Origin of the sequence: Candidatus Minimicrobia vallesae (assembly GCF_018866205.1) — a bacterium.
GTDB classification, from domain to species: Bacteria; Patescibacteriota; Saccharimonadia; order Saccharimonadales; family Saccharimonadaceae; genus Nanosynbacter; species Nanosynbacter vallesae.
This window is the reverse complement of record NZ_CP076459.1, coordinates 571,005-591,741: the sequence shown is the minus strand read 5'-3', so window position 1 is coordinate 591,741 and position 20,737 is coordinate 571,005. Positions and strand designations below refer to the sequence as shown.

Sequence of the window (20,737 nt, the reverse complement as noted above, 5' to 3'; positions counted from 1 at the left end):
GGACAGCCGTTAAATTTGGCTGTCTACACCTAGAACGCAAGTTTACGCTCGATAACGGCTGCCCATTATGCACGTAAACAATGCGCTCAAAACGCCTGGTTCTAGATGTAGACACCCCTATTGTACTACAAATGATATAATTAGTGTATGGCAATTGAAAGAATAGTTGATACAAGTTCGCATGATGATGATTCTGAAGAGCAGCGAATTGAGGTGAGTCTGCGTCCGCAGAGTTTTGCTGAGTATGTTGGTCAGGAAAGATTAAAACGTAATTTGCGCTTGGCGATTGATGCGGCTAAAAAGCGCGGCGAGCCGTTGGATCACGTATTATTATATGGTCCGCCGGGGCTTGGTAAAACAACTATGGCGACGGTGATTGCTAATGAAATGGGTACGAATCTGCGGATTACTAGTGGTCCAGCTATTGAAAAAGCGGGCGATTTGGCGTCGATTCTGACTAATTTGTCGGACGGCGATATTCTGTTTATCGATGAGATTCATCGGTTGGGTCGGTCTGTGGAGGAAATTTTGTACTCCGCAATGGAAGATTTTAAGCTGGATATTGTGATTGGAAAAGGTCCGGCAGCGCGATCAATTCGATTAGATTTGCCGCGATTTACGGTGATTGGTGCGACGACGCGAACCGGCATTTTGGCGGCTCCTTTGCGTGATCGTTTCGGTCATCTTATCTCGTTTGGAGTTTTATCCGCCTGAGGATTTTGCGACTATTGTTGCGCGTTGTGCTACGACTTTTGGAGTCGTGGATATGGGTGGTGAGGGTGCGGTTTTAGTTGTCGAGCGCGGGCGCGGTTGACGCCGCGTATTGCCAATCGCCTTTTGTGAGCGCGTTCGTGATTATGCCGATGTTAATGGCGACGGCGTCATTGATGTGGAAATTGCAACGATGCTGCTTTGGGTATGCTGGATGTGGATGGGTTGGGTTTGGATGTGGCTGGATCGTAATTTCTTTGAGTCGATTCTGGACAAATTCTGGGGCTGCTCCTGTTGGTTTGGCAACCGTTGCTGCTTTGATTGGTGACGAATCGACGACAATTGAGGATTTTTATGAACCATATTTGTTGCAAATTGGTTTTATTGAGCGCACACCGCGTGGTCGTCGAGTGACGATTAAGGCGAAGCGACATTTGGAAAATAGTTATCGTATTCTTCGGCTTTTTGTGTTTAATAAAACCAGACAAACTTAACTAGGAGCCGCCATGAGCAAAAAACAAGGCTATCTTATGTTATAATATAGGCATGAATCCACAAACATCCTCGTCAGAAGATTTAACGCAGCCTGTTGCGTACGATGCTGATGGTCGACCGCTATACCATCATCCACCGCAGACTGGTCGTCCAGCTCCAGTTGTGGCGCAGACGAATTCTTATGTGACGGCAAGGCCAGAAATTATTGATGGGGAGAATTTTGATCCGCGATTGCGTAGTCAATATGCTAATGAACCGCAAGTCGTACATGTTGCCAGGGATATTGACCCGAAGCCGTTTACTATTAGCGATGACCTGAAGCAAAAACACGAAAAATCAGTTCAGCAATACCCGAATCTCAATTTGAGCGAAGGCGAATATATTATTTTGGATATTAAACGCCATCCAATTGGTATGCTAATCCCGACGGGAATTTCGGTTTTCTTGGTGGTGATGATCATGGTGTTTGTGATGTTTTATCCGTCAATTGCTCGTGACGCAATTATCTCGCCGATGCCTTCACTGACCGATGTGTTTGGCGTGGCAATGTTGCTTATTGGGCTGGTGGCGCTTGGTGGTGCGGTGTCCTTGTGGATATATTTGCAAAATCACTTTTACATGACCAACGAAAGTGTGATTCAGGAAATCCAGGGTAGTTTATTTTATCGGCACGAGCAAACGGTGAGCTTAGGCAGTATTGAGGATGCAAGCTTCCTCCAATCAGGCATTATTCAGACTCTTTTCAATTATGGCACGATTCGCCTCAGCACCGAGGGTGAAGAAACGACATATATATTCCATTTTGTGGCAAATCCACGCAAGCAAATTGCGATAATCAATAATGCCATTGAAGACTTTAAGAATGGCCGTCCTGTTTGTGATGATTAGCTAATTATTTATGGCGACTTTCTTTTACGTAGTCATCTTCATCGACAAGCGTCGCAACAAGTTTGTATGACTTACATTTTCCGTCATTACAATTTGAAGATTCATAGCGGTAACTGCTGTCTTTTTCGCCAATTTTCTTACCTTGCGGATCTTTTAACAACGCGGGATCCATAGTCGGAAGCGTACCTTCTTCTAACTTCTCTGGGTAATAGCCATTTTTAACGTAAAAACCTTCTTCCAGGCTATAATGCATGGCGTTAATCGCGGTGCGTTTTTTGGCGTTGTTTGATTCGTTGGTCAATTTTGTATATTGTGAGAAACCTAAGATTGCGATAATAATCAAGAAAGTCGCTACAACCAAAAGTTCAATAATAGTGAAACCGTTTCGCTTATTCATGAATGTAATTATAGCAAATCTTGCGACAAATCGGTATAATAAAGGAAGTAACTAAGGAGGGAATGCTATGGCAAAATCAGACAGTAAAACAGTAAATCCAGAAAAGTCAAGTCAGGCATCGGATAAAAAAGTTGATGAAGGTAAGCTTAAGGCGCTTGGTCTAGCGATGGATCAAATCACCAAGCAATTTGGCGACGGATCAATTATGAAATTGGGCGAGGCTCATAAAGTTGATGTTGAAGTAATTCCTTCTGGTGCTTTGAGTTTGGATTTGGCGCTTGGTGGCGGATATCCAAAAGGTCGTATCATAGAAATTTATGGTCCAGAAAGCTCAGGTAAGACAACATTGACGCTTCACGCTATTGCAGAAATTCAGAAGCAGGGTGGAACGGCGGCGTTTATTGATGCCGAGCACGCGCTTGATCCAGCATACGCCAAGCGTCTGGGTGTGGACACGGAAAATTTGTTGGTTTCTCAGCCAGATAACGGCGAGCAAGCATTGGAAATTACGGAAACGTTGGTTCGTTCGAACGCGGTGGATTTGGTGATAGTCGACTCGGTGGCTGCCTTGACGCCACAGGCTGAAATTGATGGCGATATGGGTGATTCTCATATGGGTCTTCAGGCTCGATTGATGAGTCAGGCTCTACGTAAATTGACGGGAATTATCAATAAGTCAAAAGCCACGGTGATCTTTATCAATCAGATTCGTATGAAAATTGGCGTGATGTTTGGCAATCCTGAAACGACAACTGGCGGTAATGCCTTGAAATTTTATGCGTCGCAGCGAATTGATATTCGTCGAATTGGTCAGATTAAAGTTGGCGATGATATTATTGGTAACCGCACGAAAATTAAGGTCGTGAAAAATAAGATCGCACCGCCGTTCCGCGTGGCTGAATTTGACATTATGTACAACGAGGGAATTAGTAAAACTGGCGATATTCTGGACTTGGCGGCAACGCATGGTATAATTGAAAAGTCGGGTGCGTTTTATAAATATAACGGCGAAACGATTGGTCAAGGGCGCGATAAAACGAAGACTTACTTGAAGGAAAATCCTGAGGTTTTGGCGGAAATTGATCAGAAAGTGCGCGATAAAGTGAAGGAGGAGGAAAAGTAATGCGAGCAGTAGAGTCCAGATATTCAGCCGAACACCACATGGCGTCAGTTAATCTTATTTTTGATAACGAGCAGACTGCTTACCTTCGAGAACTGTCGGAAAAAATGAATCTTGATTTCGGTGAGTTTATTCCACACGCAACGCTGATTAATGTAACTGAGCAGGATATACCGCGTCTCAAGTTAGCTGCCGCTGCGTTGCCGTCCCTAGACAAACTGGTACTTGACGGTGTCAACTTCTTGCCAGATGAAGCCGGTAACTGTGTTTGTGTTGAATTGCGTGTACAGAAAACCTCCTGGATGGTTGAAGTACGTCGGAAGTTGCTTGAAATACTGGACGACATTCATCCAGGGCTGGATATCGATGGATTTCGTCCACACATTACGATTGGGTGTGTCGAGGCTGGTACGCTTGGCGATGTCGATATGAGTGCCATTCCGCGCCAACTGCCGGTTATTACTAAGCCGCGTGCTGCTGCTTGTTATAACGGCATGCATGGCAAAGTGGTTGAGGTGGTCGAATAGTCCACCAGTAGCTAGCGTATAGTTTTAGCGCTATAATAGTTTTATGAAAATCACCGATATTTCTCTTCAGGCTCGTGATAAAAATCGTGTCAATGTAAGCGTTGACGGGAAATATCGTTTTAGCTTGGACGTATTTCAGGTCGGCGAACTAGGCATTAAGATTGGTCGCGAATATACGGAAGAGGAAATTTCGAAACTAGAAGACGATAGTCAGTTTGGCAAGTTGTATGCTAGGTCTATAGAGTACTGCTTAATGCGTCCGCGAGCCATCAAAGAAGTGCGCGATTACCTGCGTCGGAAAACGCTAGCGACTCGTCGACGTTCGGCGAAAACTGGAAAAATTATTGAACGTCCTGGAATAAAGCCGGAGATTGCTGAGCGCGTCTTGGATCGTCTTATTGAGAAAAAATATTTGGACGATGAAAAATTTGCTCGATTTTGGTTTGAGCAGCGGTTCATGAAAAAAGGCGCCAGTATTCGTCGTTTGAAATTGGAACTGGCGCAAAAGGGAATTGATAATACAACGATTGAGTCGTTAGTTAAAGAGAATATTCGCTCTGATGACGAGGAATTGCGGAAGGTTATTGCTAAAAAACGTTATCGATATAGCGACCAACAGAAGTTTATGCAATATTTGGCTAGGCAGGGTTTTTCTTACGACGACATTAAGAAGGCTCTTGAAAACCCAAATGATTAATCGACTTTTGTAGATTCTGGTTGCGGACGAGGCTGCTTGCGGAATGGATTTTCGTATGAATTTATCTGCGGAATAGGTGTTTTTTCGGCTATGTGCGAGATAGTTGCTGATTTTACAACAATTTTATCGTCGGTTACTTTTATAATCTGAGAACGATGAATAAGTAGCTCTGTGTCGCCAAAACTTTTCAAGAACGGTCGCCGAATTCGGAGTTGTTGTATAATAAAATTCCCAGCCGCCAACGTATATCCGATAACTTTTCCGATTTTCTTATTTTTTTCATCAATAACCAACTTGTCTTTTAATGTAAAATTGATGTCATAAATTTCTTTTATAGTAATCACGTCATCAATTCCGATAATCTCATCAGTTGAATCGATAATCATACCGAGCGGCCCAATTTCTCTGACGTCGTCAATGCGAAGTAAACTAGGATGTTGGTCCAAAAGCCGCCCCTCGAGCTCATATGCGATTATAGACAAATTCTTCGGATTGATAATTTCCCGCGATGTTCGCGCCAGTTCAGAGCCCGTCTGAAGACTCATGACGGGAATATCAAGGAAGCGATCTGCGGATATAAGCATAACTATATTATAAACGGTTGTGTTCTATTCGGCAAACGGATTGGAGCGACCAGCCGGCAGACTAAATGAGTCGTTTGCTGAAGTTGACGGTCGGAAGTCTTTAATAATTTTCATGGTTTTTTTATCGAAGCTTATTGATGCGGTTTGTGGTTCTTCGGTAGGAACTGCTAAAAGTCCACTCAAAAGAAATATCGCGATTGCTACGCCTCCGATTACGACAACGCTATATATTATCACATGAAATCGCCACAGGAATTTGGACAGTGATTTTACGATTGGCTCGAGCTGTTCTGATATTGATGGACTCATCGTGTATAAACCTTTACTTCAAGTGATTGGATTGATATTTCATGATTATTTGCACCTCTGGAGATTGACACGCCTGAAAGCTGCATTCGAGTGACATTTTTTTCAATAAGACTAAGGAAATGTAGAAATTTCGTGTAATCTATATGATCTCCCAATTGAATTGATACGAAAGTGCTTTTTACTCCAGCAGGGCTGGTGGATGTTTGCTTGCTAGGTGTCGTTGTCTTGGCAGAAGTTGTTGGTTCGTTTTGGAAAGAGAAAGATTTAATCGGAATGCCGGCGCGGTCGGCGTAGGTATTTAGATCTTGGATGATCTGATTTTGATATTGATAAAGTTTCGATTCTGAGACGATATTCTTTGCTTTTTTAACTGTGTCGGAATTGCGATCGAGCTGAGATTTTGACGCTAGCAAACTTTGTATTTTTGCATCAACTGCAATTGCTTCTGTTTGCATTTTTCCAACTTCTTCTGATGTTTTACTTAAGAATGAATAGGCGAAAATAACTAGTCCTACCATTGCTGACAATATTATGAGCAATAATAACGACAAGAATTCGCGCGATACTGGCATTTAGAACTTTTTTCATTGTTTTAAGACCTCTGGCTTTGGCGTAACGCTAATTGTTATAGTAATTGGATAATCCGCAGGTTTGTCTGACGATTGGTTGCCGCCGCTATAAACAACAGTCTCCAAGTGAACGTCACTAAATATTTCTGACTTTTCTAAGCTGGTTTTTATTCGAATAGCGTCATCCCTATTTTTTCCGAGAGCTGTTAATGACAATGGTTTATCTAACGCTGAAGTGTCTAGTGTTAGAGAATCCAAAACCATACCTGATGGTATGTATTGTGCAATTTTTGGAATAATTGTAGAGTAATGAGCTTCGCTGTTGATGATTACCTTGGCTGAGTCGAGGTCTTTCTTAAACTCGCTAACTTCTTTTTGCGTCGATTGGTATTGAGCAAGTTTGGCATTTCCTTCGTCGATGTTAGCTTGAGCTGAGGTGCGGCTATTTTCTAAGAATAGATAAAATCCGCCAATAGTTAAGAATAGCAAACCTGCAAATATCAATGATATGATGCAGTATCGTCTTAAGATGACGTTTACTCGCCCGGCGCTGATTTGCTTTTTTTCTTGAGGAGGGAGAAGGTTAATCATAAATATCCTCCTGCTTGATTAAGGCTAGTCCCGCAACTGGTGATAGCTGGGAGCGAAGCTGTTTTGCTGGCTGCTCTAGTCCATCGAAATTGAGCATTTGCCACGGACTTGCCACGCGCGCTGGCATTAATAGCTCGTTTGTGAAAAAATCACCGATTCCTGGTAAGTTGCCGCCGCCGCCAACTATGAGAATTTGCTCGATTTTTTTCTCATCAGGGAAGCGGTCTGTGTAATATCGCATAACGCGCTTAACTTCGTTGGTCATTTTTTCCAAACTTGGGCGCAAGGCTCCTGCGATTCTGGCTTGCCTTGGGCCGGGGTTTAATCCGTTTAATACCTTAAATTGATGAGCTGTCTCAATTGGTACATTCATTTTTTTAGCTAAATTTAAGGTGAGTGAATAGCCGCCAACATTTAAGCCGCCCGTCACACGTATATCAGAATCTAGAATTGCAATATCTGTAGTTGATGTGCCTATGTCGACAATAACAGTAGGAAGCATTCCTTCTTCTGTGCGCTTCAGAAGTCTAGCGATTGCGCTGATGTTCGGCTCAATTATTGCAACTTCCAGGCCGCATTGTTTTGTGGCGTCTAACATACTGTCGATCATTTTCTTCGGTGCGGCACACATTAGCACACTAAGTTCATCTTTCGTGCGATTGATGATTCGATAGTCCAAATAAAGAGAATCTAATGGAGCTGGAATGTATTGTTCGGCTTCCAAATTTACCGCACTGCGAATATTGCTTTCTTCTTTCACAGGTAGGCTAAATGTTCGCGAGAATGTTCGGTTGGTTGGTATGCCCAGCGCCACGCGGTTGCTATTAATTTGTCCTACGACGTTTTTCTTCAATAACTTTTTGATATTCTGCGCCAAATATTCAGTGTTGTCTGTAGAATTTCCGTCGCTTTTTTGAGAATCGAGGTTAATCGATCCATATCCATGAACTAGCATCCGATTTCTGTCAATCGACATTACTTTTATGCTTGTTCGGCTGATATCTAGGCCGATAATTGGTTTTTTTCTATAAAATATGCTCGACACGTTATTATTTTCCCACCTATATATCGGTATTATAGCATAAGCTTTTTTGAAAAACTATTATTCCTTAACTTGACCCGCCATACTTGTAATTGGACCCATAACACTAACCGCCACCAGGGCAATAACAACACCCATTGCAACGATCATCACTGGCTCGATAATAGAGCTAACGCCGTCAATCGCGGTATCGACTTCTTCTTCGTAAAAGTCGGCGACTTTAACTAGAACTTTGTCTGTTTGTCCGGTTTCTTCGCCGACAGACAACATCTGTGCTACGATTGGCGGATATAAATTGTCCTGCTCTGCGATAATTTTTGATAAAACTTCACCGTTTTGGACTCGCCTGGTGGCTTCTTTTAGGGATTTTTCGTAGGCGACATTTCCGACGGCGCGCGAAGTTACGTCCAGTGCTTCAAGTACAGCCACGCCCGCGCCGATGAGAGCGGAGAAGGTTCGAGTAAAGCGGGCGATTGCCACCTTTTTAACAATTGGACCGACAGCTGGAACTTTGATGATGATATTGTGAAATTTTACGCGACCTTTTGGGGTTTTAATGTAGCGAATCAATAGCCAAATGCTTCCGACAAATATTGGAATGATTATATACCAAAACGACACTACAAAATCGCTAATTCCGAGCATAATCTCAGTAAGTAGTGGTATTTTGGCGTCAGGTCCGCCCATGTCTTTAATGGTTTTACCGATGACTGGAATAATGAAGATCATCAGGATAAAGAAGGCGATGATCGTAATGATTAAAAGTACGATCGGATATGTCATGGCGCCTTTAATTTTTTTCTTCATGGATGAGTTTTTTTCTTGTTGTAGAGCTAGGCGTTTTAAGATGTCGTCCAAAATACCTCCGGTTTCACCCGCGGCAACCATGTTCACGTAAATATCATTGAAGGTTTCTGGATGTTTACTCAGAGCGTCCGCGAAAGACATGCCGCCTTCAATGTCTTTAATTACGGCGTTGATCGTGTCTCGGAAATTGGCGCTTTCGGCGTGTTTTGCCATAGAGTTAAGGGAACGAAGAATAGGAACGCCAGCTGAAACCATGGCACTTAATTGGCGAGTAAACATCACCAATTCTTCAGTCTTGGCGCCTTTCTTTTTCTTGCCGAAAGAAAAACTAAGCTCTTTTTTTGCGCCTTTTTCTTCAATTTTTATCAATTGTCCGCGTGACCTCAAATTATTAATGGCAGATAGTTTGTCGGCTGCTTCAATTGTTGAAGAGACGGTCTCTTTCTTTTTATTGACAAGCAAATATTCAAAAATTGGCATAATGTTACTCCCTTGTTGCCCTCAAAACTTCGTCCACGGTGGTGATCCCGCGCAGTGATTTAATGATTCCGTCCATCTGCATTGTCACCATGCCTTCGGAGATTGCTTGATCTTGAATATCGTTGCTGGTGGCGTTGGCGGTAATCATTTTTTGGATAGGGATGGATATGCCAAGAACCTCGTAAGTGCCAACGCGACCTTTGAATCCGTTATGCTCTGCTCATTCGTCGCAACCTTCTGGGTTTGGCTTCCATAATCGTCCGATTGTTGAATCTGTTGATCCCATGGGTGTGTCGCCGCCAATTTTTATCCTCAAAAGCCTGTTCTTCGAGATTGTGAATTTTTTTAATCGACTCTGTGTTTATCTTAAACATTTCGGTGATATATTTTATTTCTTCTTCGTTTGGAGTGTATTCTTGGCGGCAATTCATACATAGGCGCCTAACTAGTCGCTGTCCAATCACCGCCTTCACGGTTGAAGCGATCAAGAATGGCTCAATTCCCATATCCAGCAGACGTGGCAAACATGTTGCAGCGTTATTTGTGTGTAGAGTGGAGAACACCAAGTGTCCAGTTAGCGCCGCTTGAACACCAAGGTTTGCGGTTTCGCCGTCGCGAATTTCTCCGACCATGATGATATTTGGGTCTTGGCGAAGTAGTGCCCTTAGTCCTGAAGCGAAAGTCATCCCGGCTTTGGCGTTGGTCTGGGTTTGATTGACTCCTGGGATTTTATATTCTACTGGGTCTTCAATTGTGGAAATATTGACATCTGGAGTATTGAGCTCTGACAGAATACTGAACAAAGTTGGTCGATTTTCCCGATCCAGTCGGCCCAGTCACCAGGATCATTCCGTTCGGCTGAGCCATTGCGTCTTTTACGGTTGCGAGCGACAGACCCCAGTAGCCGAGCTGATCCAGTTTAACAGCCTGGTTCGATTCGTCCAAAATACGCATAACCACTTTTTCGCCGTCAGCAATTGGCAATGTCGAAACACGAAGCGCGTATTGTTTTCCTGAAACTTTTATCTTAAATCGTCCGTCCTGTGGCACGCGGCGTTCGTCAATTTTCAGATTGGAGAGAATTTTAATGCGGCTCACCAAAGCGCCGTGAACGTTTCGTGGCAATTTGTTAACTTCCTTCAAAACACCGTCAATTCGGTAACGAACCTGAACGTAATCTTCGCGCGGCTCAATGTGAATGTCGGAAGCGTTGGATTTTATGGCATATTCCAGTAACAAATTAACAGTTTGGGCAATTGGTGAATTTTCCGCAAAATCGTCTTGGCTGACGTTTTGGTCTTCGGCGGAAGCGTCTTTTTGTACCGCAATAACTTCGTCAAGCTCGGCGTTGATATTACCGCGATAATTTTCCAAACAGTCCAAAATGTTGCTTTTTGTCGCTAGGAAAACCTTAGTGTTGTAGCCAATTTCTTTCTGAATAAAGTTCAACGCCTGCACGTCGTCTGGGTCTTCCATCGCAAGCGACAAGCTGTCGTCCTCATTTTTCTCAAAAAGTACAACATTATACTGGCGCGCGATATGTTCAGGAATTCGTTTCAATATATCTTCGGGAATATCGTTTGGCTCAATTCGCACGAAAGGCACGCCTATATAATCGCCGATTAACTTTGTCAAATCTTCCTCAGAAATGACTTTTTGTTCAATAGTGGTTTCTTGTAATGTTTCCAGTTTTGACCGTTCAGCGATCAATTTCAAATCAGCAAGCTGCGGCTCATCAATAACCCCACCTTGTTTCAGAATGCTCTCAATTGTCTGGTCTGAAACACGCATAACTCTTATGGTTATTGTACTATCATCGCCAAAAAAAAGCTAGCATAGTATAATGTAAGAGTGAATATTTCTAGTGAAGAGAAAATGCGAGAATTGGGCGCGGCAATTGGTCGGTCTGTTTCTGGCGGGGAAGTTCTGGAATTGGTCGGTGATATTGGCGCGGGGAAAACTACATTGACGAAGGGAATTGCGCAGGCTTTAGAGATTGACGAGCCAGTTCAGAGTCCAACTTTCACGATTTCGCGCGTGTACGATTCACCTCGCGGTTTGAGTTTGGCGCATTACGATTTTTATAGATTGGGAAATGCTGGAATTATGAGCGAGGAGATTCGCGAAGTGGCGGCTTCTAATTCGGTGGTTGTAGTTGAATGGGCTGGTGCTGTTGATGATGCATTGCCGAGTGATCGGTTGGTGATAAAAATTACTGCGATTAGCGAAGAAGGGGCGGCTTGTGGAATTTTATCCTGGCGGCAAAAAATCTGATGAACTTTTGGGAAAAATAAAGGAGAATATGGCGTGATAATTTTATTAGATACTTCAACATCAACATGTTTTTTGACAATAGTCAATGGAGAAAATCGTCAGGATTTTGAATGGGAAGCTGGGCGAACGTTGGCGCGGAATTTGTTGAAATTTTTGGAGGAAAAGACTGGTGATTTGCATCTGATAAGCGGTATTGGTGTGATGAAAGGGCCGGGAAGTTTTACGGGGCTGAGAATTGGTTTGACGGTTGTGAATACCTTGGCGGACAGCTTGAATATTCCTATTGTTGGTGCGATGGGTGATAATTGGCGTGATTTGGCTTTGGGTAAATTGCGTTCTGGTGAGAATGAAAAAATTGTTATGCCAGAGTACGGTGCTGCTGCGAATATCACTGCGCCGCGAAAATAATCATACTTATGCTATAATTTGCAGCATGACAGAGCACGCCATAAAACCAAAACAACCGATAAAACGTAGGAAGAAGACCGCAAAAGCCGCGAAAGTCGATATGCCTCAGCCAAACAGCGCGGCGGAGGCGGCTATTTTTGTTGGCAGTTTGGGGATGGTGTTGTATGCGATTTTTGTATTTGTAATGTCGTTGGTCGCTGTAGCGTTCAACGACACTGGCGCTAAAGGCGTAGAATTAATTAGTTTTGCGATATTCTTGTTTGGGGTTAATATTTTAGCTCAGAGTATTCTTGTCTCCAAAGAGATACACCGGGTTGATTGTTATGGTCAAAGGATTATTGCTATATATATGACAATTGCTCCGCTTCTAGTCAGTGTGGTGTTAATGCCGATTGTGTTATTTTATAACTCTAGCGATTGTAAATACGATGAAGCATCAGATGTAGTCTGCGGTATTTTACGCGAGGTGCATTATATAGCGAATATGCAATATGTGTTTGTTATTGTATCGATAGTTGGATCTGCTTACTTATGGTTTTTACTAAAGCGTAAAGACAAATTATTCTGGATATATGACGAGGCCTCAAAAAATAAAATTGCCAGTGAAAAAATAATAGAGCGATCAAAAAGTTTTCGCAGAATTGGCATCATGCTCATGACTATACCAGTGGTGCTTTACGCGACTAAAATAATTGTGACCATATTTGGCGGCTATAACGGCATAGAGGGAAATTTGCTTCAGGCTACTGTACTCTGGGTGATTGATTATTTCTTTGCTTCTATGATTTGGATGCTGTTTATTATTGCTGGAATTATATTTTTCATAAAAAGCAAGTAGCCGTTCGGTGATTTTTCTGCCAACTTTCCGTGCGAAAACTTCTAAAACCGTGTATAATTAAATTATGGCGGTTTGTGATTTTTGATTCGCCGAGTTAGATAGTTTGAAGTTGATTGGCTGTTGATATTTTTCCTTGAGACGAACACTCAGGGGCGGCTGATCGGAAAGGAATGATAATGATAGAAGTAATTATTGCCGCGGCTATTGGAGCTGGCGCGGGTGCTGCTGGTCTTGTTGGATATCAGAGAACTCGCCAAATTAACGGTAAAAATCAGATTGAGCGAGATCTGGCAGATGCGAAAACTAAGGCGAGCGATATTGTCTTTAAGGCTAAGGATGAGGCGCTTATTTAGGATTGAAAATGAGCGTCGCAAGGAATGGCAAAAGACCGAAAATCGTTTGGCGGATCGCGAGAAGACTCTGGACAATAAGTTGGAGGAGCTTGATCGACGAGCAGAAAAATTGCGCGCGCATGAGGATGAAGTTGGATAATCTTAAAAATGAAATTCGCGATATTCGCCCCCGTCAGCAGGAGAAGTTTGAAAAAATCGCTGGATTGAAGAAAAAAGATGCTGCTGACAAGTTGATGCAGATGACTGAGCGCGACATTAAGCAAGACTTGGTCGGTTTGGTGTCGAAATTACAGCATGACGCAATGGATGACGCTGAAGAGCGGGCGCAAATGATCTTAGTGACTGCGATGGAACGAATGAGTAGTGAAGTTACTGCTGAGCGTACGGTGACTGCTGTTAAGTTGACTGATGATGAGATGAAGGGTCGAATTATTGGTAAGGAAGGGCGTAATATTCAGGCGCTGCAGCGCGAAACTGGTGTCGATATTTTAGTTGACGATACACCTGGCATGATTATTTTGTCGAGTTTTGATCCTGTTCGCCGACAAGTGGCTCGCTTGAGTCTTGAGATGTTAATGAAGGATGGTCGTATTCATCCTGCGCGTATTGAAGAGGTGGTTGCTAAGGCTAAAAAACAGATTGAAAAAGAGGTTCGACAAGCTGGTGAAGATGCTATGCGCGAAACTGGCGTGGTTGGGATTCCGAAGGAGATGCTGCTACTGCTTGGTGAATTGAAGTTTCGTACCAGCTTCGGTCAGAACGTTTTGAAGCATTCGACTGAGATGGCGCAAATTGCTGGAATGATTGCTGAGGAAATTGGTGCGGATGTGCGCATTACGAAAATTGCTACACTTCTTCATGATGTCGGTAAGGCTGTGTCGCATAAAATTGAGGGCAAACATCATCATATTGGGGCGGAATTGGCTCGTAAATATGGCATGGATGAGAGAATTGTTCACGCAATCGAAGCGCACCACGATGATATCGAAGCGACAACTCCAGAGGCGATTATTGTTCGAGTTTGCGACGCGGCTTCGGCTGCGCGTCCAGGTGCTCGTAATGTTTCTGCTGAAAACTTTGCAGAGCGAATGCGCGATTTGGAAAATGTCGCTACGAGCTTTGAGGGAATTGATAAGGCTTACGCGATTTCTGCTGGCCGTGAAGTTCGTGTGATTGTGAAACCTCAGACGATTGATGATTTGTCGGCGATTAAATTGGCGCGAGATATTGCGACGAAAATTGAGTCGACAATGCAATATCCTGGCACGATTAAGGTTAACGTGATTCGCGAAACGCGAGCAATTGAGTTTGCTAAATAATGAAATTTACAGATGAAGAGCGACGGGCTTGGTTGGCAAGTTTGGACAGGCGTTTTTCTAGTGCGGCGGTGTTGATTGAAAATGAGCAGGGCGAACTATTGATCGTCAAGGCTGGCTATAAAGACCATTGGTCTCTGCCTGGTGGTATTGTTGACGCTGGAGAATCTCCGCTGGAAGCGGCGGTGCGCGAGGTGGAAGAAGAAGTCGACATTCAAGTCGATCCTGGGGATCTGAAGCTTGCGATGGTTGCTTCGCGTCATTCTGATGAGTTTTTGACACATCAATTTGTGTTTTTTACGAAGTTAGAAAACGATGCTTTTTCTGAGATAAAATTGCAGGAATCGGAAATTGTGGCTAGTAAATTTATTGCCAAAAATGAGGTTGATTTTGAGGACATGTCGCTGCTCTGGGCAATCAGATTTTGGGCAATTGATAAATTCGGTTACGTAAATACGAAAATTATTGATAATGACGGCGTGAAAAAAGAAGTTGTAGAATTTTTTGCGCCGATGATTGGAGGTAAATAATGGGAATATTAGTTATTAGTCGGCACGGTGAGAGCGAGTGGAATCTGCTCGGTAAGTGGACTGGCTGGACGGATGTTAATTTGACGGAAAAAGGTTCCTAATGACACTGTGCGATTGGGCGCTTTATTGAAAGGTCTTTGTATTTAATGAAGCTTATACTTCGTCGTTCAAACGTACGCAGCAAACTTTGGCCGCGCTACTCGAGGGGTGTGGTGTGGGCAGTTTACCGACAACGCATGCAACTGAGTTGAACGAGCGTGATTATGGTGATTTGACTGGTAAAAATAAGTGGGAAGTTAAGGCGGAGATTGGTGAGGAGGCTTTTAATGGTATTCGGCGCGGTTGGGATTATCCGGATTGTCGGGCGGCAGGAAACTTTGAAAGATGTTTATGTGCGGGTTGTTCCATATTTTGAGCGAGAGATTTTCGCGAGAAATTGCAGGCTGGTGAGAATATTTTATTGGTGGCTCATGGTAATTCTTATTCGGTTTTTGATTAAACATCTCGACCACGTGCCAGAAGCAGACATGGCCCATGTGGAAATGCCGTTTGACGTCACTGGTTTACACCTTTGAGCCGACGTCTGATCTACCGACGAATAAAGACGTGCTGTCGGTGGAGATTGAGGCGGTGAACGCGTAGCCATTTATGTATATTTCGTAGGCGCTGAGAGCTGACAAGAATTGCTGAAATCTAGTCGTGTCATTGCCGTGATGTGGCCAGGTTGCATGATTCAACCAAAACCCCATTAGCATGAGGCAGTAGTCTAAGTTTATTATGTTTTGATAAGGGGAGATATCATGGTGGCTTTTATGTAGGTCAATTAGCAGGCTGGTAATATCACTACCCGATTCACCCAACCCAGACCAGCTCCAATCAACTAATCTAGTACCGTAATTAGGATGCCAAGCCATGTTTGATTGTCGGATATCATGGTGACAAAAAACTAATGAGTTCGTTTTAGGAGTCTGGCTGCCTATTTGGCGTAGCGAGGCTAGGTCTCTTAATAATGATTGAGCGGCTGCTTGGCTGCGGGGTGTTAATCTATCTAAAAAACTTGGTGCTAATTTATGTAATTTATCTATTTTTTGATTATCAATTGACTGCCAACCTTCTTTTATAAAACTATCACGCGACGGTTTAATGTCGAAAGCGTCAGCTGCTAATCGATAATCCCCAAAGCGATCGTCATCACACCAAGTACCACGTGGCTTATCGTTACGCCGATGAGGTTTGATGAGCACTGGTACGCTCGGTACCATAAAAGGCCGACGATGCTCATGACAACAACAGTGAGCATATCGCCGTAGATGATATGTGCGTAACCGAAAAGGGCGGCTGCTACGCCAAGCTCCAGTACCCGGTGTAGCCGTAGTTCTTGCAGCATACGGCTGAGGATGCCGCGAAATAACAGTTCTTGTGCCGGGCACGAGATGAAAATATAAAATACATAGAACCCTATTCCTTCGGTTGGTGAGAATCGAGGTTTTTCGAGGAGTAGAAATAGCCCGGCTGCGATAATGAGAGCTATAGTTATCGGTAGCACGGTTCTGAGTGAATAGATGGTATGTTGCCGCGTAATACCGATGTCACTATGCGTATTGCCGAGAATTCGCATCACTATGTACATCGCTACTGCACCGACGACGAGTGTCGCGAACTTCATATTCCAGGGAATGACACCGGTACAAATGAGAATGGGCAACATGAGATATACGCATACAATGGCGTAGAGATATATCATTTGTCGGAGGTGAGTTGTGCGGGTAGAGTGATTAGTATTGGCCATAATTATGAGGGTATGTCTATATATTAACTCAAATCACTAATTATTGCTGTATTTAATGTGTAAAGTGAGATATCTTCGGGGTGTGGCGCAGTTGGCTAGCGCGCGCGGTTTGGGACCGTGAGGTCGAAGGTTCGAGTCCTTTCACCCCGACCAATTGAAATCATTCAGTGTATTAAAATAACTGAAAGTTTGGTCGGCTATTTTATTTTTTTTAAGTCATCTGTTATTATATAAAGTATCATGAGTGTCGAATATAATTCATCACAGAAGAGTAGTGGAGATACCCCCCCCGAAGACGATGATTACCTTCCTCCATATTCGGAGATATTTAAGCCGGGATTGCCTGGATCGCGCACGGTTATAGGCGTGGCACAAATGACATACTATCCACGGACACCCGATTATGAGGCCGCTTTGTTGGAGCATCTTCCGTATCTAGACGAAGTTACTCCAGATACCGTGAAAAAGTGGCTCGGTCTTGACGATAGCAGTGATAAAGAGAATTAAAGCTTATTCACATATAATCCAATAATCAAGTCGCCATCATGGAATTCTTGCTTTAGTTGCCAATATGGCGGAACTTGTTTTTTATATTCGTCATATGTTTTTTCGCGAAGAATAAGCCAGACTCTTGGAGATTTTACTGACTCTAAAGAACTAATTTCTGGAGTATTTAGTTTCTTAATTAATCCCCATTCGCCAACCCAACCTAGCTCTTCTTTCGGCTTCAGGAGTATAATTTCTTTATTTGTGCGGTTGTAATAGGAAGTATGAAAATAAGTGTAGATCTCGCCAGAAATAATAACATCACTACTCTGGATATTTTCATTTATATGATTCATGGCTGTGTTGGTGCTATTCCAGGATGATTCTACGATATTTTTACCGCCGATATGCCACATGTAATGACCGATAAATAACGTCAGAATGATAGATATTCCAATAGACCACCATTTTTTATTAGAAAAAATAAGCCCGATGAATACCGCAATCAAGCCGTAAAACGCCGGCGCTGAATAAGTGAAATATCGGTCTAAGTAGACTGGTCGACCCTGGCTGAGTATGTAAACGATGATCATCGGCAACAGTAACCAAATTGTTAAAATCCAAATTGCTGCTTGGTATTTTGGGCGTTTTTTGGCTAGAATGAATGAAACTGCGACTATAATTGGCGGCAGTAGCAACCCAAAATAGCGGACAATTCTGTCGTCGTAAGTTAAGAACATTGATAATGTTGTCGGGATGGTAAATTTAGTAACTTCGGGGATCCAGAAGCCGCCACTTACTCGGCTGGTTTGGGAGATCATAACTGGTAGCCAGGGGAGGAATAGTAAAAAGCATGTTCCTGCGGCAAGCCAAACGTTTTTGTCCTTAAATATATTTTTTATGGCAGTGCGATTTCCGCCAAGTTTTAGCCATATATATGCGAAATGCGCGGGTAGTATTAATGCTAGGAAATATTGTGTATAAAGACCGAGTGCCACTAAAATCCCGTATAACGCCCACCAGAACTTCTTATTTTTGCGCTCGACCGCCAAGACAAATGCGTATGTCATTGCTACAGCCAAAAGTGCCGCCAGCGCATACATTCGAGCTTCGTCGCTATAGCGAATTAAGAACGGTCCTAGCGCTGCTAAAAAACTTTCAAATACGGCGATTCTTTTAGAGAAAAGTTTTTGGAGTAATAGAAATAATAGGGCAATCGTCAGAACTCCGCATGTAACACTAAATCCTCTGAGCGAAGCTACGGAATTGCCGAAAATCGATTGCCAAACGTGCATGATAACGTAATAAAGTGGTGGGTGGACGTCCGTGGTTGTAATGGTGGGATAATTTCCCTGGTTCGGCTGCTGAATGATGGCCGCCGTATATCCTTCATCGTGCCAAATATCGGCTTTTGTTAAATAGGTAAGTCGAACGTTGATGGCTAAAATTAAGATTGGAATTAGCTAGATCCAACTGGGCATTTTGTGAAGAAATGCATATAGCTTTTTAAGATATATACAGAGTTTTTTCATGAATTATCTGGATAATTTTAACGCTATCTCTCTCGCTTTATTCGCTAAAGTGTCGTCAATTTTTTCCAGGCCCGAATCTGCGCTTACGCCGCGTCGCTCTAGTGCCTCGCCGATAAGAAAATCTGCAATTTGCGGGTTTTTGGGTAAAATCGGCCGTGTGGAGGTAAGTGGCAATAATATTGTTGTAGCGAACACCTTCATTTGCGTCGGTCATATTATTGCCAGCGCCTTTAATAACTTGCCCAAGAGGTTTGGCGGTCTTCTCTAGGAAGTTTTGTCCGCTGTGATTTTCATAGCCAACGATATCTCCAAATTCCTGGCTTCTAATGACAATGTTACCAATCATTCGCTCGTCGCCAGCAATTGTTTCAATCGGCAGAATGTTAGCGCCAACAATTTCCTCGCCCTTGAGTGTTCGGAAAAATCGACCAAATAATTGGTGCATTCCGCAAATTATCAACATCGGCACACTGTCTTTTGCTAACTGTCGTAGTTCATCAGCTCGCGCCAGAAGATCATTTTGGATAATCGTCTGCCCAGAATCTTGTCCGCCGCCGCCAACAAAAATATCAATTTTAGAAAAATCCGTTGAATCGCTTGGATTGTGATTGATAATCTCAACTTCGAAGCCGCGTCGTTCTAGTCGTTTTTTCAGGACTAGCGTGTTGCCCCAGTCGCCATAAAGATTCATATCTCGCGGATAAAGTTGCGCAATTGTTATTTTCATTATGATATTTCCTCCACGTCGGTTTTTTCGCTCAGCAAGCGACGAATTGCTGTCATGGCTCGTGTAGCTACAAAAAATCTGTTTTGGCTCGTCGGGATTAGTATTGATGAAATCTTCCAGGGCTTTCGAAATATTGGTGTCAATTTTCCCAATTGGAATGTCGTCATCATTGAAGTCGCAAAGCCATATCGTAAGCGCGCGCGCCGCTGATCATTGCTACGTTTTTTAATAGCGAAAAATCGACGTCCCAGAACCAACTTACATCTCGTCCGTCGGCGTAATTGTCATTAACAGCGATCATCGTAGTGTTATTGTTTTTGGCGAATGACAGAAGTGCTAGCCGAAAGCCGCTTGGATTTTTTACTAAAATAAGCTCAATTGGTGTGCTGTTTAGGTTAAATCGTTTCGCCACGACCAAAGGCCGGCTTTATGCTTTCCAGCGCAGATAAAATCGTATCGGTAATTTCCGGTCCCGCGATTTGTCGAGTTAGGGCAACCGCTGCCGCCGCATTGAGAAGATTATAAACTCCAGTGAGTTGCAGGTCTACGTCAATTTCTTTATTGTCAATTTGAAAAGTTGCATGTTGAGCATTAATTTTTTTCAATAAAACATCAGCCGCCACGCTTTGATTTGCGACCGCGGTTCCGTATTTTAGAGTGTCGTCCGTTGGCATCAATTGAAGCAATTCGCTGGTTGTACCGAAGAAAACTTTTTTAGCCTGAATATGTTCGCTAATCTTAAAAATTCGCGGATCGTCGCGGTTGAGAACGACAGTGTCGCTGGTGGCTTCAGCTATTTTTTGAAGCAATGCGGCTGTATTGTCGATTTCTCCAAATCTGTCCAATTGATCGCGCATAACATTCAGAAGCAGGGAAAAGCGCGGACGAACAATCTGCACGAATTTAACCGCCCAAGCCTCGTCCAGTTCCAGAACCGCAATGTCAGCATCCAGTTTGCCACGGATATTGACCTCATCAAGTAGTGCCGCTGCCACACCTCGGGAAAAATTGCTACCAGTGCGATTAGTGAAGACTTTCAATCCGACTGATTCTAGCAACTCTACGACGATTTTTGTCGTCGTCGTTTTCCCATTCGTTCCGCTGATAATCACCACGCCTTGCGGTAAATCTGCCAACGTTCTCTGAATAAATTTTGGGTCAATTTTTTCAATCACCAAACCCGGCAAGGCTGAACCGCCACCGCGCAATTTAGCGACTTTCTTGACGCTTTTGCCAATAATAGTACTAATCATCTGTCTTGCCATAT

At 43.3% G+C, this 20,737-nt stretch carries 27 protein-coding genes, 1 tRNA gene and 2 pseudogenes; 15 read left to right on the top strand and 15 right to left on the bottom strand.

The features are described 5' to 3' along the window. The first annotated feature begins 147 nt into the window (after positions 1-147). Both ruvB and KOY49_RS04090 read left to right on the top strand, forming a co-directional pair. Positions 148-1,205 (top strand): annotated as a pseudogene (gene ruvB, locus KOY49_RS04095) (Holliday junction branch migration DNA helicase RuvB). A 52-nt stretch (positions 1,206-1,257) separates the two neighbouring features. Next, on the top strand, positions 1,258-2,094 hold the full coding sequence (locus KOY49_RS04090; RefSeq protein ID WP_232736109.1) for a PH domain-containing protein: 837 nt from the start codon (positions 1,258-1,260) through the stop codon (positions 2,092-2,094). Between the two features lie 4 nt (positions 2,095-2,098). Here KOY49_RS04090 and KOY49_RS04085 read toward each other — a convergent pair whose 3' ends face one another. Then, positions 2,099-2,491, bottom strand: a complete 393-nt coding sequence (locus tag KOY49_RS04085) for a type II secretion system protein (RefSeq protein WP_129637085.1) — start codon at positions 2,489-2,491, stop codon at positions 2,099-2,101. Between the two features lie 67 nt (positions 2,492-2,558). Between KOY49_RS04085 and recA the strand changes: the two genes are divergently transcribed. Genes recA through KOY49_RS04070 form a run of 3 tightly spaced genes read left to right on the top strand, consistent with a single transcriptional unit; the run spans position 2,559 to position 4,835 of the window. Further along, on the top strand, positions 2,559-3,614 hold the full coding sequence (recA, locus tag KOY49_RS04080; protein WP_269802140.1) for a recombinase RecA: 1,056 nt from the start codon (positions 2,559-2,561) through the stop codon (positions 3,612-3,614). Next, positions 3,614-4,138 carry a 2'-5' RNA ligase family protein gene (locus KOY49_RS04075; RefSeq protein WP_232736108.1) on the top strand — a complete coding sequence of 175 codons (525 nt, stop codon included), beginning with the start codon at positions 3,614-3,616 and terminating at the stop codon, positions 4,136-4,138. The genes recA and KOY49_RS04075 overlap by 1 nt, the downstream gene beginning before the upstream one ends. A gap of 43 nt (positions 4,139-4,181) precedes the next feature. Continuing rightward, positions 4,182-4,835, top strand: a complete 654-nt coding sequence (locus tag KOY49_RS04070; RefSeq protein ID WP_232736107.1) for a regulatory protein RecX — start codon at positions 4,182-4,184, stop codon at positions 4,833-4,835. Here KOY49_RS04070 and KOY49_RS04065 read toward each other — a convergent pair. The 9 genes from KOY49_RS04065 to KOY49_RS04030 form a co-directional block, all read right to left on the bottom strand. After that, a complete protein-coding gene (locus KOY49_RS04065; protein ID WP_232736106.1) occupies positions 4,832-5,380 on the bottom strand; it encodes a PRC-barrel domain-containing protein in 549 nt (182 codons plus the stop codon). The two genes, KOY49_RS04070 and KOY49_RS04065, sit on opposite strands and share 4 nt — an antisense overlap. Before the next feature lie 63 nt (positions 5,381-5,443). Then, positions 5,444-5,656, bottom strand: a complete 213-nt coding sequence (locus KOY49_RS04060) for a hypothetical protein (RefSeq protein ID WP_232736105.1) — start codon at positions 5,654-5,656, stop codon at positions 5,444-5,446. 68 nt (positions 5,657-5,724) lie between these two features. Beyond that, complete coding sequence (locus tag KOY49_RS04055) at positions 5,725-6,279, bottom strand: hypothetical protein (protein ID WP_232736104.1); 555 nt, start codon at positions 6,277-6,279, stop codon at positions 5,725-5,727. Positions 6,280-6,312: 33 nt separating this feature from the next. Continuing rightward, on the bottom strand, positions 6,313-6,888 hold the full coding sequence (locus KOY49_RS04050) for a PilN domain-containing protein (protein ID WP_232736103.1): 576 nt from the start codon (positions 6,886-6,888) through the stop codon (positions 6,313-6,315). Beyond that, positions 6,881-7,933: a type IV pilus assembly protein PilM gene (pilM, locus tag KOY49_RS04045; protein ID WP_232736102.1), complete on the bottom strand. Its 1,053-nt coding sequence runs from the start codon at positions 7,931-7,933 to the stop codon at positions 6,881-6,883. The genes KOY49_RS04050 and pilM overlap by 8 nt, the downstream gene beginning before the upstream one ends. Positions 7,934-7,990: 57 nt before the next feature. Continuing rightward, entirely contained in the window at positions 7,991-9,217 is a 1,227-nt protein-coding gene (locus tag KOY49_RS04040) for a type II secretion system F family protein (protein ID WP_232736101.1), read from the bottom strand. Positions 9,218-9,221: 4 nt separating this feature from the next. Beyond that, on the bottom strand, positions 9,222-9,374 hold the full coding sequence (locus KOY49_RS04035; protein ID WP_446680078.1) for a hypothetical protein: 153 nt from the start codon (positions 9,372-9,374) through the stop codon (positions 9,222-9,224). 52 nt (positions 9,375-9,426) lie between these two features. Beyond that, a complete protein-coding gene (locus KOY49_RS05080; RefSeq protein WP_269802139.1) occupies positions 9,427-10,020 on the bottom strand; it encodes a GspE/PulE family protein in 594 nt (197 codons plus the stop codon). Further along, positions 9,965-11,008 carry a GspE/PulE family protein gene (locus KOY49_RS04030; RefSeq protein WP_269802138.1) on the bottom strand — a complete coding sequence of 348 codons (1,044 nt, stop codon included), beginning with the start codon at positions 11,006-11,008 and terminating at the stop codon, positions 9,965-9,967. The genes KOY49_RS05080 and KOY49_RS04030 overlap by 56 nt, the downstream gene beginning before the upstream one ends. A 60-nt stretch (positions 11,009-11,068) precedes the next feature. On the opposite strand from KOY49_RS04030, the gene tsaE reads away from it, so the two are divergent. The 9 genes from tsaE (at position 11,069) to KOY49_RS05070 (ending at position 15,351) form a co-directional block, all read left to right on the top strand. Then, positions 11,069-11,491: a tRNA (adenosine(37)-N6)-threonylcarbamoyltransferase complex ATPase subunit type 1 TsaE gene (gene tsaE, locus KOY49_RS04025; protein ID WP_232736099.1), complete on the top strand. Its 423-nt coding sequence runs from the start codon at positions 11,069-11,071 to the stop codon at positions 11,489-11,491. 33 nt (positions 11,492-11,524) lie between these two features. After that, the gene (tsaB, locus tag KOY49_RS04020; RefSeq protein WP_129635285.1) at positions 11,525-11,899 is read left to right on the top strand and encodes a tRNA (adenosine(37)-N6)-threonylcarbamoyltransferase complex dimerization subunit type 1 TsaB; all 375 of its coding nucleotides are present in this window, start codon (positions 11,525-11,527) and stop codon (positions 11,897-11,899) included. 25 nt (positions 11,900-11,924) lie between these two features. Further along, complete coding sequence (locus tag KOY49_RS04015; protein WP_039327736.1) at positions 11,925-12,737, top strand: hypothetical protein; 813 nt, start codon at positions 11,925-11,927, stop codon at positions 12,735-12,737. Between the two features lie 176 nt (positions 12,738-12,913). Continuing rightward, positions 12,914-13,090 (top strand): hypothetical protein, encoded by a 177-nt coding sequence (locus tag KOY49_RS04010; RefSeq protein WP_232736098.1) that lies wholly within the window; start codon positions 12,914-12,916, stop codon positions 13,088-13,090. Next, positions 13,074-13,229 carry a hypothetical protein gene (locus KOY49_RS04005; protein WP_232736097.1) on the top strand — a complete coding sequence of 52 codons (156 nt, stop codon included), beginning with the start codon at positions 13,074-13,076 and terminating at the stop codon, positions 13,227-13,229. Before KOY49_RS04010 ends, KOY49_RS04005 begins: the two co-directional genes overlap by 17 nt. After that, a complete protein-coding gene (gene rny, locus KOY49_RS04000) occupies positions 13,216-14,409 on the top strand; it encodes a ribonuclease Y (RefSeq protein ID WP_232736096.1) in 1,194 nt (397 codons plus the stop codon). Before KOY49_RS04005 ends, rny begins: the two co-directional genes overlap by 14 nt. Then, positions 14,409-14,936, top strand: a complete 528-nt coding sequence (locus tag KOY49_RS03995; protein WP_232736095.1) for an NUDIX domain-containing protein — start codon at positions 14,409-14,411, stop codon at positions 14,934-14,936. The genes rny and KOY49_RS03995 overlap by 1 nt, the downstream gene beginning before the upstream one ends. Continuing rightward, positions 14,936-15,037 carry a histidine phosphatase family protein gene (locus KOY49_RS05075; RefSeq protein ID WP_269802137.1) on the top strand — a complete coding sequence of 34 codons (102 nt, stop codon included), beginning with the start codon at positions 14,936-14,938 and terminating at the stop codon, positions 15,035-15,037. The genes KOY49_RS03995 and KOY49_RS05075 overlap by 1 nt, the downstream gene beginning before the upstream one ends. A gap of 86 nt (positions 15,038-15,123) precedes the next feature. Then, the gene (locus KOY49_RS05070; protein ID WP_269802136.1) at positions 15,124-15,351 is read left to right on the top strand and encodes a hypothetical protein; all 228 of its coding nucleotides are present in this window, start codon (positions 15,124-15,126) and stop codon (positions 15,349-15,351) included. A gap of 148 nt (positions 15,352-15,499) precedes the next feature. Here the strand turns inward: KOY49_RS05070 and KOY49_RS03985 are convergent, their stop codons facing one another. Next, positions 15,500-16,198, bottom strand: a complete 699-nt coding sequence (locus KOY49_RS03985) for a phosphotransferase family protein (RefSeq protein WP_232736094.1) — start codon at positions 16,196-16,198, stop codon at positions 15,500-15,502. Next, a complete protein-coding gene (locus KOY49_RS03980; protein WP_158386498.1) occupies positions 16,099-16,602 on the bottom strand; it encodes a CPBP family intramembrane glutamic endopeptidase in 504 nt (167 codons plus the stop codon). Before KOY49_RS03980 ends, KOY49_RS03985 begins: the two co-directional genes overlap by 100 nt. Before the next feature lie 199 nt (positions 16,603-16,801). Here KOY49_RS03980 and KOY49_RS03975 point away from each other — a divergent pair. After that, a tRNA-Pro gene (locus KOY49_RS03975) sits at positions 16,802-16,878 on the top strand. Between the two features lie 350 nt (positions 16,879-17,228). On the opposite strand, the gene KOY49_RS03970 is transcribed toward KOY49_RS03975, so the two are convergent. The 3 genes and pseudogenes from KOY49_RS03970 to KOY49_RS03960 form a co-directional block, all read right to left on the bottom strand. Next, positions 17,229-18,506: a glycosyltransferase family 39 protein gene (locus KOY49_RS03970; protein WP_232736093.1), complete on the bottom strand. Its 1,278-nt coding sequence runs from the start codon at positions 18,504-18,506 to the stop codon at positions 17,229-17,231. Positions 18,507-18,798: 292 nt separating this feature from the next. Next, complete coding sequence (locus KOY49_RS03965; RefSeq protein ID WP_232736092.1) at positions 18,799-19,470, bottom strand: type 1 glutamine amidotransferase; 672 nt, start codon at positions 19,468-19,470, stop codon at positions 18,799-18,801. Continuing rightward, a pseudogene (locus KOY49_RS03960) lies at positions 19,470-20,735 on the bottom strand (DUF1727 domain-containing protein). Before KOY49_RS03960 ends, KOY49_RS03965 begins: the two are co-directional and overlap by 1 nt. Between the last annotated feature and the right edge of the window lie 2 nt (positions 20,736-20,737).